Origin of the sequence: Bacillus sp. NH11B (assembly GCF_001884205.1) — a bacterium.
Lineage (GTDB): Bacteria > Bacillota > Bacilli > Bacillales > Bacillaceae_G > Bacillus_A > Bacillus_A proteolyticus.
Map to the genome: position 1 here is coordinate 1 of NZ_MAOG01000088.1, position 15688 is coordinate 15688.

The 15688-nt window shown below is 34.2% G+C and carries 17 protein-coding genes and 4 pseudogenes; 7 read left to right on the forward strand and 14 right to left on the reverse strand.

Annotation, left to right across the window (positions count from 1 at the left end; genetic code table 11):
• Window positions 1–293, reverse strand: a pseudogene (locus tag BAU27_RS12260) (BclA C-terminal domain-containing protein); the annotation flags it as partial.
• 407 nt (window positions 294–700) lie between these two features.
• Between BAU27_RS12260 and BAU27_RS31810 the strand changes: the two are divergent.
• A pseudogene (locus BAU27_RS31810) lies at window positions 701–952 on the forward strand (ABC transporter substrate-binding protein); the annotation flags it as partial.
• Window positions 953–961: 9 nt separating this feature from the next.
• Window positions 962–1321: pseudogene (locus BAU27_RS12265) on the forward strand (FecCD family ABC transporter permease); the annotation flags it as partial.
• A 35-nt stretch (window positions 1322–1356) separates the two neighbouring features.
• Here BAU27_RS12265 and BAU27_RS12270 read toward each other — a convergent pair.
• Together BAU27_RS12270 and BAU27_RS12275 are read right to left on the reverse strand one after the other, a co-directional pair.
• Window positions 1357–2025, reverse strand: a complete 669-nt coding sequence (locus tag BAU27_RS12270) for a septation ring formation regulator EzrA (protein ID WP_071771014.1) — start codon at window positions 2023–2025, stop codon at window positions 1357–1359.
• Complete coding sequence (locus BAU27_RS12275) at window positions 2018–2572, reverse strand: sigma-70 family RNA polymerase sigma factor (protein WP_071771015.1); 555 nt, start codon at window positions 2570–2572, stop codon at window positions 2018–2020. Before BAU27_RS12275 ends, BAU27_RS12270 begins: the two co-directional genes overlap by 8 nt.
• A 196-nt stretch (window positions 2573–2768) precedes the next feature.
• Between BAU27_RS12275 and BAU27_RS12280 the strand changes: the two genes are divergently transcribed.
• Both BAU27_RS12280 and BAU27_RS12285 read left to right on the forward strand, forming a co-directional pair.
• Window positions 2769–3272 carry a DinB family protein gene (locus tag BAU27_RS12280; RefSeq protein WP_071771016.1) on the forward strand — a complete coding sequence of 168 codons (504 nt, stop codon included), beginning with the start codon at window positions 2769–2771 and terminating at the stop codon, window positions 3270–3272.
• Window positions 3273–3410: 138 nt separating this feature from the next.
• Window positions 3411–3743: a YfjL-like protein gene (locus tag BAU27_RS12285; protein WP_071771017.1), complete on the forward strand. Its 333-nt coding sequence runs from the start codon at window positions 3411–3413 to the stop codon at window positions 3741–3743.
• 63 nt (window positions 3744–3806) lie between these two features.
• On the opposite strand, the gene BAU27_RS12290 is transcribed toward BAU27_RS12285, so the two are convergent.
• From BAU27_RS12290 to BAU27_RS12315, 6 genes are all read right to left on the reverse strand, one after another.
• A complete protein-coding gene (locus tag BAU27_RS12290; RefSeq protein ID WP_071748238.1) occupies window positions 3807–4502 on the reverse strand; it encodes an ABC transporter permease in 696 nt (231 codons plus the stop codon).
• A 24-nt stretch (window positions 4503–4526) separates the two neighbouring features.
• Complete coding sequence (locus tag BAU27_RS12295) at window positions 4527–5399, reverse strand: DUF4097 family beta strand repeat-containing protein (protein WP_071771018.1); 873 nt, start codon at window positions 5397–5399, stop codon at window positions 4527–4529.
• A gap of 34 nt (window positions 5400–5433) precedes the next feature.
• Window positions 5434–6132, reverse strand: a complete 699-nt coding sequence (locus BAU27_RS12300; protein WP_071771019.1) for an ABC transporter permease — start codon at window positions 6130–6132, stop codon at window positions 5434–5436.
• 14 nt (window positions 6133–6146) lie between these two features.
• Window positions 6147–7070: an ABC transporter ATP-binding protein gene (locus BAU27_RS12305; protein WP_071748241.1), complete on the reverse strand. Its 924-nt coding sequence runs from the start codon at window positions 7068–7070 to the stop codon at window positions 6147–6149.
• A 125-nt stretch (window positions 7071–7195) separates the two neighbouring features.
• Complete coding sequence (locus tag BAU27_RS12310; RefSeq protein WP_071771020.1) at window positions 7196–8131, reverse strand: HAMP domain-containing histidine kinase; 936 nt, start codon at window positions 8129–8131, stop codon at window positions 7196–7198.
• Between the two features lies 1 nt (window position 8132).
• A complete protein-coding gene (locus BAU27_RS12315) occupies window positions 8133–8825 on the reverse strand; it encodes a response regulator transcription factor (protein ID WP_071771021.1) in 693 nt (230 codons plus the stop codon).
• 170 nt (window positions 8826–8995) lie between these two features.
• Between BAU27_RS12315 and BAU27_RS32335 the strand changes: the two genes are divergently transcribed.
• Both BAU27_RS32335 and BAU27_RS12325 read left to right on the forward strand, forming a co-directional pair.
• Window positions 8996–9169 (forward strand): hypothetical protein, encoded by a 174-nt coding sequence (locus BAU27_RS32335; protein ID WP_071748244.1) that lies wholly within the window; start codon window positions 8996–8998, stop codon window positions 9167–9169.
• Window positions 9170–9364: a YwbE family protein gene (locus BAU27_RS12325; protein WP_001014316.1), complete on the forward strand. Its 195-nt coding sequence runs from the start codon at window positions 9170–9172 to the stop codon at window positions 9362–9364.
• A 39-nt stretch (window positions 9365–9403) separates the two neighbouring features.
• On the opposite strand, the gene BAU27_RS12330 is transcribed toward BAU27_RS12325, so the two are convergent.
• Together BAU27_RS12330 and BAU27_RS12335 are read right to left on the reverse strand one after the other, a co-directional pair.
• On the reverse strand, window positions 9404–10603 hold the full coding sequence (locus tag BAU27_RS12330) for a class I SAM-dependent rRNA methyltransferase (protein WP_071771022.1): 1200 nt from the start codon (window positions 10601–10603) through the stop codon (window positions 9404–9406).
• 90 nt (window positions 10604–10693) lie between these two features.
• A pseudogene (locus BAU27_RS12335) lies at window positions 10694–12479 on the reverse strand (cation:proton antiporter).
• A gap of 259 nt (window positions 12480–12738) precedes the next feature.
• On the opposite strand from BAU27_RS12335, the gene isdG reads away from it, so the two are divergent.
• Window positions 12739–13062, forward strand: a complete 324-nt coding sequence (isdG, locus tag BAU27_RS12340; protein WP_000587825.1) for a heme oxygenase — start codon at window positions 12739–12741, stop codon at window positions 13060–13062.
• Window positions 13063–13135: 73 nt separating this feature from the next.
• Here the strand turns inward: isdG and srtB are convergent, their stop codons facing one another.
• The 3 genes from srtB to BAU27_RS12355 are packed head-to-tail and all read right to left on the reverse strand — an operon-like array spanning window position 13136 to window position 15675.
• Window positions 13136–13900, reverse strand: coding sequence for a class B sortase (gene srtB / locus BAU27_RS12345; protein WP_071748247.1), 765 nt, complete (start codon window positions 13898–13900; stop codon window positions 13136–13138).
• A 31-nt stretch (window positions 13901–13931) separates the two neighbouring features.
• On the reverse strand, window positions 13932–14702 hold the full coding sequence (locus BAU27_RS12350; RefSeq protein WP_071748248.1) for an ABC transporter ATP-binding protein: 771 nt from the start codon (window positions 14700–14702) through the stop codon (window positions 13932–13934).
• Window positions 14692–15675, reverse strand: a complete 984-nt coding sequence (locus BAU27_RS12355; RefSeq protein WP_071771023.1) for a FecCD family ABC transporter permease — start codon at window positions 15673–15675, stop codon at window positions 14692–14694. Before BAU27_RS12355 ends, BAU27_RS12350 begins: the two co-directional genes overlap by 11 nt.
• Window positions 15676–15688 lie beyond the last annotated feature (13 nt).

A 15688-nucleotide genomic window follows, 5' to 3' on the forward strand; every position in this document is an offset into this window, starting at 1 on the left:
GGACCCGTTGCTCCTGTTGCTCCCGTTACTCCTGTCGCTCCCGTCGGACCCGTTGCTCCTGTTGCTCCCGTTACTCCTGTCGCTCCCGTTGCTCCTGTTGAACCTGTCGCTCCCGTTGGACCTGTTGAACCTGTCGCTCCCGTTGGACCTGTTGCTCCCGTTGCTCCCGTTGCTCCCGTTGGCCCAAGCTTAGGAACTGTCCCATCGCAACTAAAACAGCACGAATCAACATGTAAACCATTTTGATTATTACATCCACAATATCCATTTGCATTATTACTCCATAAAGACATGTTGACCCTCCTTCGTGTTCAATCGTTTAAGTACAGCCCACTAATTAAAAATATCTTTCTAATATAAATCAGTTTTTATTTTCCTTATCAACTACCCGCTCTGGAACAAACCTTTTATAAACAAAGTTTTTTTCCTTACATTCTAATAAATATTACATGCAATACGCTCTCCTTTCGCTTGTACTTTCGCCTTCCTCATTAAAGGAATTTCAGCTCCTTCAACTTTGATACACGTATGCATTTTAATATGACATATTAAAATCTATATAAATCGTTATTTTTAGTCTAAATTCCCAAAAAATATTGACACTTAAAATGCCCTCATAGTATGATTTGGATGTTTTAATTGATAATGACTTTCACCATCGTACATATTGCAAATAAAACATTTTATTTTTGGGCAGAAGATGAAGAAAATTATCGGTATTTTCATAGCAGTTCTTCTATTCGATGTTGGATGTGGTCAGCAAAAAGAGGAGAAAAAAGAAACAAAAGCGGACAATAAAAATCAAGCTATAGCAATTAAACACGCTGAAGGGGAAACGAAGTTAGATAAACCAGCGAAAAAAGTTGTTGTACTTGAGTGGGTATATTCAGAAGACTTATTAGCACTTGGTGTTCAGCCAGTAGGGATGGCAGACATTAAGAATTATAATAAAATGAAATAACTCGACGTTCTTGTGCTTGGCGATGATTTAGCAACCGGACTCGGGCAGCCTGTAAATAAAACGCATCTTGCTCTAATTGTGTTAGCGACACTACTTGCATCAATTAATATTGCTGCTGTCGGTACTATCGCCTTTTTAGGCCTTGTTGCACCGCACTTAGCGCGAATCGTTGTTGGCATGAATCATCAAAGACTATTCGTTTGTTCAGCACTGTTTGGAGCAATCCTTCTTTCCGTTGCTGACTTACTCGGACGAACGATTGCATATCCGAAGGAAATTCCTTCTGGGCTTGTTGTTGCTGTACTTGGAGCACCGTATTTCTTATGGTTGATGAGGAAGAGTGGGAAGAAGGTTAGTTAAAAGACGGCTTCATATATGTGAAGCCGTCTTTTTTATTATGGCATAAAATTAATATAAGCTTTGTACATAAAGTATATAACAAGTGAGTACATGATTATATTAAACACACTTCGTTTTAAAGTTAACCGTCTCTTTAATTTCTTATCCTGTAACCTTAGTTCTATTCCGTTTGCTATTTTCAATCTACCTACTATTTGAAATAACTCTCTGTAATCATCAGCATTTCCCAATAATACGTATTCCTTATCATTTTTATACTTTATATGCAGAAACTCACTTCCACCTTTACGGTCTAATATTGTTTTCATATAAGCTACTTCATTCAATACACATACTTTTAAATCAACTTCATTATAATAACGATCCATAAAAAACACATACAACCGTTTATTTGTAACGATTAACACATTATTAATACCGAAGTTCATTGAAAGAACGCCTACCCCTAAGCTCATCGCTGTTCCTGTCTGCCAATTTTTCACGCGAGGATTTTCAGCAAACATACTATATAAAATCTCTTCGCTTCCCTGTAACTCTTCTTGTACAACCTCATAACAACGTTTCATTAAAATTGTTTTTGTTACAACTTCTTTTGTACGATCTATTTTCTTTTTATCTATTTTCTCATCATTTCTATAATCATCTACAAAATTATCGCTATACTGCAAGTTATTTAATTCCTGAAGTAACTTTTCTTTATTCATTTCTTTTCCCCCCCAACATCTTCTTCAATTTTTTTCTCCCTCTTGAAAGCCTGCTATATACCGTATCTCGTGTCATACCGAATTCAAGCGCTATTTCTTGTACGCTATATTCATCTAAATACCTTTTTATAAAAATTTTCTTATCTTCTTCATTCAATTCTTTAATTAAAACGTAAAAATTATAATCTCGCTCTTCTTTTGTTAAATTGACATTTTTTCTATCTTCATATATTTCTTGCTGAAACTCTTGTAATTGATAAGCCTTATTACTTTTTCGTTTATAATCAATGGCTTTAAATTTAGCGACAGATATAAGCCAGTTTCTAAATTTCCCACGATTTTCATCATAACTACTAATGTTGTACCAAACGATTAATAAAATATCATCAACACATTCGTCCACTAACACCTTACTCTGTGCCGTATCTAAAACACTATGAACCACCTTATAAATTAAATCCCCATATCGATCAATTGCTGTATGTAATGCTAACATATCTTGCTTTCGAAGACCTTCTACTATTTCTATATCCTTCACCCTTATCACCACTCTTTATTCCATTCTTTATCCCATTCTTTATCCATTATATATACGAATGAATACATTCGTTTTCTGACACTTTTACAAATATTTTCTAATTATTTTCATATTGTAGCAATGCTTCATTAATTATTTCTTGTGGAACAGGGATTATATTATCTCTCACGAATTTAATCTATGAACAAAAATAGGAGGGATAACAATGTACCAAACAATTGAAGGCTTCTTACAATCATGGACATACGAGGCTGAGTCTACTCAAAAGATGCTCGATACATTAACAGATGAATCTTTATCACAAGAAATTGCACCTGGGCACTGGACGTTAGGGAGAGTCGCTTGGCATATCGTTACAGCACTTCCTGTTATGCTATCTGGTACAGGGCTTAAGTTTGAAGGGGAAACGAAAGATTATCCTGTTCCAACTTCAGCAAAAACAATTGCAGATGGGTATCGTAAAGTAAATGCGGCTTTTGTTGAAGCACTTCAAAGCGAATGGACTGATAAAGACTTAACTACTATTAATGATTTCTTTGGTCGCCCTATGCCGAATTCTATATTTTTAATGACGCTCATTAATCATCAAAATCACCACCGCGGACAAATGACAGTTTTAATGCGCCAAGCTGGCTTAACAGTTCCTGGCGTATATGGTCCTGCAAAAGAAGAATGGGCTGCGGCTGGAATGGAAGCTCCTAAAATGTAACTACAGAAAAAGACAAGGTGTTTACAAACCTTGTCTTTTTCTGTAACTTGTTTCATGTGAAACTATTTTCTATTAAATGGTTGTTTTATGGAAAAAACACGTTAAAATGAATACATATTATAAGGAGGCGCAACCAAATTGAATACAAAAAATAAAAAAATAGTTATGGGAACTATTTTACTAACTTCTATTATTGGAGTTATTAGTGTATCTCTTTATTTCACATATTATGGTACCCCTTGGGAAAAACAAACAGCAATTACGGAATCAAAAGAATATATTACAAAATACTTTAATCTAGATGCGGAAGTCAAAAATACTTCTTACGATGCTAAAATGGATAGCTATGCGGTCTCCTTTGAAACAAGTGGAGACGGAGAATTTACTATCGAATATAAAAGTCCTAATAACTTTAACATTTCTCCAGGAGTGCAAGAGTATTTGAGTAAACACTACAAATTTACAGAATAGTAACAAAGCATACATATACAAAAAAAGAGTTGGTGTAACGCCAACTCTTTTTTCTTATTCTTGTCACGCTGTTACATCTTCCCTCTCTATATTTTTAATTCCGTAATATGCAATCGCAACTCCAATCACTGCAAATGCTAGTTGAAGGGGAAGAAAGGTCGCTATAGGAAATATTGGTGGGTTATTAATTGCAATTAGTACAACGATAATAGACGAAACAATAGTAGTTGGCACTGAACGTTTACGCATTCCGAAGTATAGAGGAATTAAGCTTATTCCAGCAGTGGCAATGGCTAAAGGAACGAGATTTATCCCTTCTTGAATCAATTGATCTACTGTAAATGGATTAGAAAGAATCGAAAAATAACTATCTACTCCAATGAAAATTCCTACTACAAAAATATTGGATAAAATAACTGTTATGAATGTTAATATTGCTGTAATAGCCAACTTACTAATCATTATTTTCTTTCGATTAATTGGATAAGAAAACATGAGTAATATTGTTTTGTTTTTATATTCATCAATTATTAACTTAGCTATTAGTACAGCACCAAAAATAATAAATGTTGCTCTTACTATTGCACTAGCCATTAACAAAATCGCCTGCGGATCTCTTATTTCTGGATCTCCCTCTATTTGAGAAACGATGCTGACAAAAATCAATAATGCCAGTATAACAAGATTTGCAATTACTGCTCTCTTCACGTACCAGCCAAGTTTAAATTTCTTCAGTTCTAGCTTCATAAGACGTAGCATGATAGTCCTCCTCTCGTTTAAGACTTAATCAATATAAATTGCTCCTGTTTCACTTAAAATCTTCACTTCATTTGTTGCATCACCAATGATTCCTTCTATTATCTTTTCAGTATTCTTGTCTTTCTTCAATCCGTTTACATTCACCATTATGTCATTCGAATTACTTTTAGCTGTAAGTTTCAATGAAGCTGGAACACCTTTATACCTTACGCCAATATCTCCTGATTTTGTTTCTACAAATAATGATTTTCCTTCTGTCATATCTTTCAGTAATACTTCACCGGATGTTGAATTGATGTTCATATTGAAGTTGTTTACATTTGTTATATAGTTATCACCAGTCGTAGACTTTATGTTTAACTCTTGTACTGAACTATCTTTTACAGCTAACTCTCCACTTTGCGATATGAATTCGCCTTTCTCTGCCGATAGTCCTAAAATCATTTCATCTCCAGATTTGCCTTTTGTCACGATACTTTTTACTACTATATCGCTTATTTTCACATCACCAGATTTATTATTTAATACAATTTTATCTATTTCTTTCTTCGGAATAGCTATAGATATACTATTTTTCTTCCTAAACGTAAAACCATTAAAAAATCTGATCGCCTTTTGTTTTTGTTTAATCACAATTTTCTTTCCGTCATTTTCTATTTTGACAGGCTCTAAATCGTTATCTACTCGTTGACCTTGAGCAGAAATTACTATTTTGTTACCATCTGTACTTTTAAATTCAATATCCCAGTTCTCATTATCCACTTCTATTTCTTTTATATTATTTATCTCAAAAGACTTTTCTTTCTTAAAATCTTTCCCCTGAAATGTCTTAAAACCAAAAACCACACTAGCAATTGTCAGAAATAAAATTGCAATTACTATTATTTTTTTCAACATTCATACCCCAGTTCGTTGTTGTTTTAAACTTACTCTACGCCACATCAACCTTGTCGATTTTACGATATGAAAGATAACTAATAAAAATCCCTAATAAACAGAGCACTATTGGGATAGCTATAAAATTATAAAAACTTACTTGATTGTTTCCAATGTTACTGTTCATTATCATCCCAATTATTACTGCAGAAGTAATCGTTGTCGGTGTCGATTTCTTTCTCATCCCAAAAAATAAAGGAATTAAACTTATACCGGATATCATAAATGCATTTATAAAAGTAGCTGGAACGGTAGCTATTATTTCCCCCATCGTAACAGGCGTTTCAATTACTCCCATCATTGGATTCATAAAAAGTATGAGCAAACTAATAGTGAAAGTAGCAATAATCATGCTCACAAAACAAAAACTAAAAACGATTGTTAATTTCGCCCTCATTAACATTTTCCTTTGCAATGGATACATAAACAATAGTTGCATTGTTTTGTTCTTATACTCATCAATTACTAAACGTGATAAAATGACCGAACTAAAAATAAGAAATGTCATCCTAATAAAGATGTTTGCTAAGGTCATATATTTTGTAAAATCAGTGAGCGCCGCATCTTCTTCCAATTTCGCTCCCAACCCCATAAGACTTACCGCAGCAAAAATTACTATAATACAAATTGCTACACCTTTAAAGTAACTAGATAATTGATGTTTCTTCCATTCGAGCTTCATTAGTTTAAACATATAAGCCACCTCCATTAAGCATGAATACCTTCTCTATCCATTACATTCAAGAAATATTCTTCTAAGGAGCTATGCTTCTTATTAATACTTTCAATTTCTACATCATTCATAATGAGTGCTTTTGAAATTGCTTGCTGCGTCACCGCCACTTCATAAACACGAATCATGTTTCCACTCATTATTTTGTAATTTTTTATACCGAGTTTATCTTCTAGAATATAAGCTGCACGTTTTACATCAGGAACAGTGATTTCAATGTACTCTGTTTGTTTTCCATTAATACTCTTCATTGAAACTTCTTTTATTAGTTTCCCATTTTGAATAACACCAATTGTATCTGCCATTTGTTCCATCTCGCCTAAAATATGACTAGAAACTAATAAAGTAATGCCATATTCTTTGCAGAGCATTTTAAATAAATCTCGCAATTCTTTAATACCAATTGGATCTAAACCGTTAATTGGTTCATCTAAAATGAGAAGCTCTGGTTTTGTCATGATTGCTCTTGCAATACCGAGTCGTTGTTTCATCCCTAATGAAAAATCTTTTACTTTTTTATTATCAATGCCGTGCAGTTTCACTAAATTTAAAGCATGATCAATTGCATTTTTATCGTAATAGCCCATATATTCACAATGTAATTCTAAGTTTTCCTTTGCTGTTAGCTTCTCATAAAAAACCGGATATTCAATAATTGTTCCCATTCTTTTTAATACTTCATAAGAAGTGTCTGTTAACTTCTCACCGAAAATTTCAATATCACCGCTCGTCGGTTTGATTAAATTTGTGATCATTTTCATAATCGTTGTTTTACCTGCACCGTTCGGTCCTAAGAAACCGTATATCTCTCCTTTTTTCACATGCATGTTAACGCTAGAAATAACTTCTTTTCCTTTAAGCACTTTCGTTAACTGATTCGTTTTTAATATATATGTCATGTCACTGTCTCCTTTCGCACTACTTTATATTTCTATAATAGACAACGAAAATCTCTTTTTTCTTACCCGTTCCTTACAAATTTCTTACGCTGAAAAAAAGCTTGTAGAATCTACTTCTCTACAAGCTAAAACTGCATCTTTGTTAATACAACTGTAAAAATTGTTTTTTCATACGGCCTACTAGAAAGATGAATTTTTCCATCCATCGCTTCCACAAGCCTTTTTGTAATCGTTAATCCTAGACCGCTTCCTTGGTACAATCTATTTCTTGAATCTTCAAGTGTGTACATACGCTCAAACACTTTATCAATATGAGATTCATCAATTCCTTTTCCTGTATCCCATACATCTATATACACACTCGTTTCATCATCTCTTAACGTCATACCGAGTGTCTTTCCATCGTCTCCATATGTAATCGCATTTGATATTAAATTATTCAATACTCTACCTAATACTTCTACATTTCCAAGTGCATATATATTTCTTTCTGGTATATCAATATGAACATGAAAACCTTTCGTCGTCACTAAATCATAAAAAGATAAAATCTTCTCGCGGCAAACTTCATTCATATTTACTTTTGTCATCTCGATTGCCTTGTCACCAGATTCTAATTTCGCCAAATCAAAAAACTTATGAATCAGTTCCATCACTTCCAGCGTTTTCATATGCACCTTTTCAAGTAATATTCGCCGTTCTTCTTCATTTATCGTTTTATCCGCATTTAACATTTCTGTATATCCAAGAATAACGGTTAATGGCGTCTTTAAATCATGTGAAATATTTGAAAGCATTTTTCTCATCGAAATTTCTACTTTCGCATGATCGGCATTCGTTTTCTGTTTTGCATCTAATAATTGATTAATTGCTACTAATAACCTTTGCAATTCTGGATCATCTGTCATAACGAGTAACTTCTCACCTGTTTTTTCATTTACAATACTTTCTAGCTTTTCATATGTGTACCGTAAATTCCTGCTACTGTTTTTTCTCATTTTATATTGTATGTAAATGACACATAACAATATAAAAATAATGCCTATTAACAGATTGGCCATATTACATCACTTCCAACTTATAACCGATGCCCCATAGTGTTTTAATATATTCCGGATTAGATGGATCACTTTCAATTTTCTCACGTAATCTTCTCATATGAACATTAATAACATTATCATCACCATAATATTCTTCATTCCAAACAAGCGTATATATTTGTACTTTCGTAAAAACACGATTTTGATTCTTCACGAATAGCTTTAAAATCTCAAATTCTTTTAAAGTAAGTTTAAGCTGTCTTCCCTTTTTCTCCACAGTAAAATTAATTGGGTCAATTATTAAATCACCAATCTGGATGGCCTCATCTTTCGATTCCACAGCTGAATACTTTGTAGACCTTCGAATAGCGGCTTTTACACGTGCTACCAATTCAATCATAGAAAACGGCTTACAAATGTAATCATCTGCTCCAAGTCCTAACCCAACAGCTTTATCAACATCTGTATCTTTTGCCGACATCATTAAAATCGGCACCGCACTTTTTTCTCGAATGATTCGCACAACCTCTAAGCCATCTAGCTTTGGCATCATAATATCGAGGATAATCAAATCAAATGAACCTTTTAAAAATGCGTTAACCCCTTCTTCTCCATCAGATGCGATTGTAACGTGAAAACCTTCTTTTACTAAATATGTTTCAACCATCTCTTGAATTGAGATGTCATCTTCAACTAATAAAATATGATGTGACATATTTCTATCCCCTTTTTTTACAAACATTAACATTTTAATTGTATCGTAACGAAGGAATGCTGGAAAGAATTATATGAATTTTCAAACCAACTTCCCTTCCTTCCTTAACAATGATATGATAAAATTCACTACTATTGTTCATAATTAACTTTATATAAAGGAGACTTATCATGTCAGAAAACAAAAAAGTAAGCTTAGCTGATTTAATGCGCGAACAACTTGCAAAGAAAAAGCAAGGAAATGGAAATGCTGCAAACAATACGAATCAAAGCCAAGCAACGAAAAAATTACAAAACCAACAAACGAAGAAAACAAACAACCAACGTAGACGTACAGGTGTGTAAATGAACGGACAAAAACGATCTAACATTTCATCAGGTCTTGAAGTTGATATTGTATTAAAACAAGATCAACGTACAGGCAAGCTAACAAGAGGAATTGTAAAAGATATTCTAACTAACTCCCCCTCTCATCCGCACGGTATTAAAGTACGATTGCAGGATGGGCAAGTTGGCAGAGTACAAAATATCGTTCAATAAGAAAAGGAGCTCATTTAAACTTGAGCTCCTTTTTCTGTATTAACCTTTAATTTTCTCGATGAAAACTACTTTTAAATAGTCTCCCTCTTTAAACTGATCAATTGTACGGAAATCTTCTGGTAAAGAATGTTCTTCTAATATTTTATATTTTCCATTCATTTCTTTAAATGCTGTATCGATAAAACCTTTAAACTTTTTCATATCGAACGCGCTACAATTTGTAGAAGCAACGATAATACCGTTATTTTCTGTAATCGCGATTGTTTCTTTTAATAAGTTTTTATAGTCTTTCGCTGCGCTAAATGTATATTTTTTAGAGCGTGCAAAACTTGGAGGATCAAGTACCACCATATCAAATTTCATCTTTTTCTTAGCTGCATATTTGAAATATAAAAATACATCTTCTACAATAATGTCTTGTGCTTCGTAATCAATTTCATTTACACTGAACTGCTCAATCGTTTTACTTAAACTACGATTGGCAAGGTCAACACTTGTTGTTTTACTTGCGCCGCCAAGCGCTGCAAATACAGAGAACGCTCCTGTATAAGAGAACATATTTAAAACAGTTCTTCCTTGTGCATATTTATCACGAATTTGTTTTCGAACGTTACGTTGATCTAAAAATACACCAACCATCGCCCCGTCATTTAAATATACAGCAAAGTTTACACCGTTTTCTTTTACGATAAGTGGGAACTCACCGCGCTCTCCCGCTACGAAATCATCATCTTCAATGTATTTCCCTTTCGTATCAAAACGCTTTTTCTCATAGATACCTTTAAAGTTCGCTACTTTTTGAAGAGCTGCTACAATTTCATCTCTGAAAGTATAAATCCCCTCACTATACCAGCTCACCACGTAAAAACCGTCATAATAATCGATGATTAAACCGCCAAGACCGTCTCCCTCACCATTTAGGGCACGGAATGCCGTTGTATCCTTTGATTTATAGAACTGCTTTCGTTTATGTAACGCGGATTTGATTTTACTTTCAAAGAAATCCTGATTAATTTGCTCTTTTTCTTTTCTCGTTAAAATCCAGCCATACCCTTTATTTTGTTTTCCATAATAGCCTTTTCCGATAAATTGGTTCTTTTCATCTACTACTTTGATGATTGTTCCTTCTTCACGAACATCATTTAAGTTTTGAATTGCATCTTTTAAAATAAGCGGATATCCACTTTTAATTTCTTTTATAAATTTCGGTTTTATTTTTATAGTTACTTCAGATCGCATGTAATGTCTTCCTTTCCATTTGAATGCTTTCTATTAGTAGGAAGCATATAAAAAAGAGGCTAAAAAACAGCCTCGTTTCACTATACCATATTATTGCTTTGCTAGTACAACTAGCTCATCTCCTGGCATAACTGTTATATATTTATACAATGTCGAAAACGTAAGACTACCGTCATTGTGACGAATCAATAATAGTACATCCTCTGAATAGATCTCTTCTTTATTAATTTTTTGTTCTTTCTCAACTTGTATCGTTTTAAATGTATAACCATCTTCAATCTTTCTATTTAACTCTTCATAAATTTCATTTTTCCCAAACAGTAAATGCGCTTTTTTCGAAAGAGAAATGCGCTCTTGTTCAATTTTTTCCACATCATGAATTGGGAGTAAAAATGTATTATGATGTCCAAACTGCGGAACATACGTATTGGCAACCAATACGTTATATGAATCCGTATCTGTAACTGCAATTAAGTATTCATATTGATTCATATCAACTTCAAATTGCAACTGTTCTGAGAGTATTTGGCCATTATAAGTATTAAGCTCTTTTACTTTCGCACATTGCAAATGTTCTTCTGATACATCTACAATTAAACTCGGAATACTCATCTCTTTACAATGCAACGCAAAAGCAGCTGAGAATGTACTCGCGCCTGAAATTAAAATACCTGGTGGCTCAGTATTCGCCAATCCTAATTTCTTAGCTAAAAACCTAATTGAGAATCCGTGAGCGCAAACTGTCGTAATAACGAGCGCAAATGTAAGTGCCGTTAATATTGAAGCATCTTTATAACCTTCTTGTAATAACTCAGTCGCAAAATAACTAGAAACAGTTAATGCAACAATACCTCGCGGCGCAATCCAACCAACTAAAGCCCGTTCTGATTTTGTTAACTCTGTTCCAATTGTCGATACCCAAATCGATAAAGGACGAACAACAAATAGCATCATAAGTACAAAACTTATAATAGGCCAGCTAAAAATCTCCATAATAGTCGTCCTTGGAAGCGAAGCTGTTAATATGATAAAAACAGTCGACGTTAATAGTACTGAAATATTTTCGTTGAAATGTCGAATATCACCGATGGATGAAATATATTTCTTCATCCGAGCAAGCGTAATCCCCATTACCGTTACGGCTAACATACCTGTTTCATGCATCACTTCATCTGCAATACCGAAACATAATAATACCGTAACGAGCAAAAGCGGCGCCTTTAAATACTCTGGTACTTTTCCTTTTAAAATCATATAGATCATAAAAATACTACATGCATATCCGAGCACCATTGCGAATAATGAACCAGCAAAGAAATATAGTAACGTATGCAGTTGTACAGTTTCTTTCGTTAAGAAATTTACAATTTGAAAAGCAAATACAGCAAGTAAAGCTCCAAATGGATCAACGATAATCCCTTCCCACTTTAAAATGGCAGCTGTTCTTGGTTTTAATCGCGCTTGACGTAATAACGGAATAATTACCGTTGGACCCGTCACAATGAAAAGTCCTCCAATAATAAATGCAACCGCCCAATCCAGCGACGAAATGAGCTGCAAGGGATCCAGCAATCCAAGCAATAAACGCACCAACCGTAACAATACGAAATACAGGTTTTGACAATCCTCTCAGTTCACGTATATCTAAACTTAAACTACCTTCAAATAATATAATGGCAACAGAAAGTGATACGAGCGGACTAAAAATATCTCCGAGTACCTCTTTTGGATTAATAATACCGAAAATGGGACCAATCAATAACCCAGCGACGGCCATAACAACTATAGCTGGAAGCTGGAAGCGCCATGCAGTCCATTGTGAGGCGATGCCCAGTGTAATAATAATAACGATACTAAGTAAAAGTGATTCGACCATAATATCCTCCTTGTCCATAGTATTGCGACAGCAAAGTATAAACATTCTTTACTTCTACATATTTTCAATTAATTATATTCACATAATATATAACCAAGTTAAATATATAGTCAACACATTCAACAGGAGGAAACCGTACTTACATAAAAAAATATTATCATAATTTAAAATTATCATTGACAATGATAATGATTTTCATTATCATTTAATGTATATGAGTTCTCGAAAATAAAGGCTACATTTATAGGAGGAATAACACATGATTATTGTTACAAATACAGCTAAAATTACAAAGGGAAATGGACATAAATTAATTGAGCGCTTTAATAAAGTAGGTCAAGTCGAAACGATGCCAGGCTTTTTAGGGTTAGAAGTTCTTTTAACGCAAAATACAGTTGATTATGATGAAGTAACAATTAGCACACGCTGGAATGCAAAAGAAGATTTCCAAGGTTGGACGAAGAGCTCAGCATTTAAAGATGCTCACTCACATCAAGGCGGGATGCCAGAATATATTCTTGATAATAAAATCACTTACTACAATGTTGAAGTTGTACGCATGCCAATGGCTGCAGCACAATAACTTTTGGTTTAATAATTGGTATAGAAGTATGAGAAGTAATGTATCTTCTCAACTTCTATACCTTTTCTTTTTTTCAACTTCTTTTCACCAACTTCGCATGAACGACTAGTCTGCCAGCCTCTGGATCCAGTGCATAATCACACGTAGAAAGTGTTAAAATTTGATCATCCGCTGTCACTTTTGTATCTGTTTTATAGAGTGACCTTTCCTTAATTTTTTCTAGAAAAGATCCATAGTCCTCATCGCTTCCAAAATCCGTTTCAATATAATAGAAATCAGTTGTCGTTGTATATACTGAAAATACTTCTACATCATATCCTTCAAACAAAGTATCGTAATACAATTTGCGATGAGACATAAAGAAATCTTCTTCTAACATTTTTTTAAGACTCCCAAACATAGAACCGTCTTTCATACGATGTCCGTATAAAATTGTATTTCGATTTTGAGATTTCACATCGTTACGATGATCCATAAAAATACTGCCTGCCCTCATATCTTCACCTTTATAATTACGGTATAAATAGTAATCATTATCTTTCGCTTGAACAATCGGATAATTAATTTGCGTATCATCCATCGTAATCCAACCAACTATTTCTGGATTAATTTTTTGTAAAGCTTGAAACTGTGTTCGTATTTCTCCGTCTTTTGCCTTTTCCTCTATCGGACTCCGCTCATAAATTTCTTGCGCTTCAGCCAGTACTTTACGATTTTCATAGTAGTCCATAAAAATACCGCCTAATTCATACATAGAGTAGAAAAAGATACCTAAAAAGACAACTGTAAGTATTCGTTGAAAAAAAGAACTCTTTTTCTTTTCTTTTTTACTACTCAAATTATCACCTCAAAATGGATTGTTCATATATTTAAATACCCATTGGTACCATATACAACCCTGTATCCTTATCGTGCTTTACAACAACGTCTACACCATATATCGTTTTAATCATACCTTCCGTTACGACTTCACCTGGCTTACCCTTCATCACAATTTCTCCATCTTTCATAACGATAATATGATCGCTATAACGGATTGCTTGATTAATGTCATGTAATACCATAACAATCGTTAAACCATGTACTTCATTTAACTCTTTCACTAACTCTAATATTTCAAGTTGATAATAGATATCTAAATACGTCGTTGGTTCGTCTAAGAACAGCATGGGTGTATTTTGCGCTAATGTCATCGCAATCCAAACACGTTGCCTTTCTCCACCAGATAATGCATGTATTGGCTTATCACGCTTATCTTGTAATCTCGTACACGCCAATGCTCTTTCGATCGCTTCGCTATCCTCATCAGTTTGTGTAGAAAAAATATTTTTATATGGCATACGCCCAAAACTCGTTAATTTCTCAACTGTAATATCTGATGGCGCCTCATTTTGCTGATGAACGACCGCTAGCTTTCTAGCAAATTCTTTCGGCTTATACTGGCTAATGGCTTTCCCATCTAGCATTACTTCCCCGCTATGGGGATTATGATTTCGCGACATAACACCTAGTAACGTTGATTTCCCACAACCATTTGGGCCAATAATTGTTGTAATTTTTCCAACCTCTATCTCACTACTAACAGACTTTAAACGATCTGTTACATTGTCATACGAAAAGGTTACATTTTTAATTTCCATGAACTTTATCACTCTTTCTAAGCAAGAATATTAAGAATGGACCACCAATAACCGCCATAATTGTTGCTGCTGGAATTTCATTAGGTGGCACAATTAACCTCCCGATTGTGTCTGCCGTTAAAATTAATAACGCACCTGCAAGGGCTGAAAACGGAATAAGTACTTTATGATCTGATCCAACCAATTGCCTTGAAATATGCGGGATAAGTAATCCAACGAAAGCGATAACGCCCGCAATCGCAGTTGATACTGCCGCTAAAAGTACTGCAATGGCAGAAATAATAAGACGAACTCTCGTCACGTGCAAGCCTAAGTTTTTCGCAGTCTTATCTTGTAGTGATAATAAGTTACACCATGCTCCTACAAACAGAGCGAGAATAAGGCCAATCGTCCCATATGTAACCATTATTTCTACATCGCCCCACGTCTTCATTGTTATGTTAGAAGTCGTCGTTTGCTTAATACTCTTAATAAAATATCCACAAATCGTAACGAATGATTCATTTAATCCAGTAAACATCGCATTAATAGCAATACCAATTAAAATAATGCGTAGTGGACTTAATCCTGACTTCCATGAAAATGCATAAACGAGATAACATGCAAACGCACCACCTAAAAAGGCGAATACTGGTGTCCAGAAAAAGAATTGCGGGAACAACGTAATAATAACGAGTGTCATAAAACTTGCTCCAGAAGATATACCGATTACCCCAGCATCAGCAAGTGGATTTTTCATAACAGCTTGAAAAAGCACACCTGAAACAGCCAGAGCTGCTCCAGTAAATAGTGCAATAACAATACGTGGGAAACGTAAATCTTTAATCACTTCAACATCTTCATTTCCCCCTGTAAATATCCCTTGTACAAGCTCAACAATACCTACTTCTAAACTCCCTTTCATCGCTGACAATGATGTCATAACAATAAGCAATGCAGTAACAATGAGGAAACTCCAAGTTTTTTTATTCATTCCACTCTTCCTT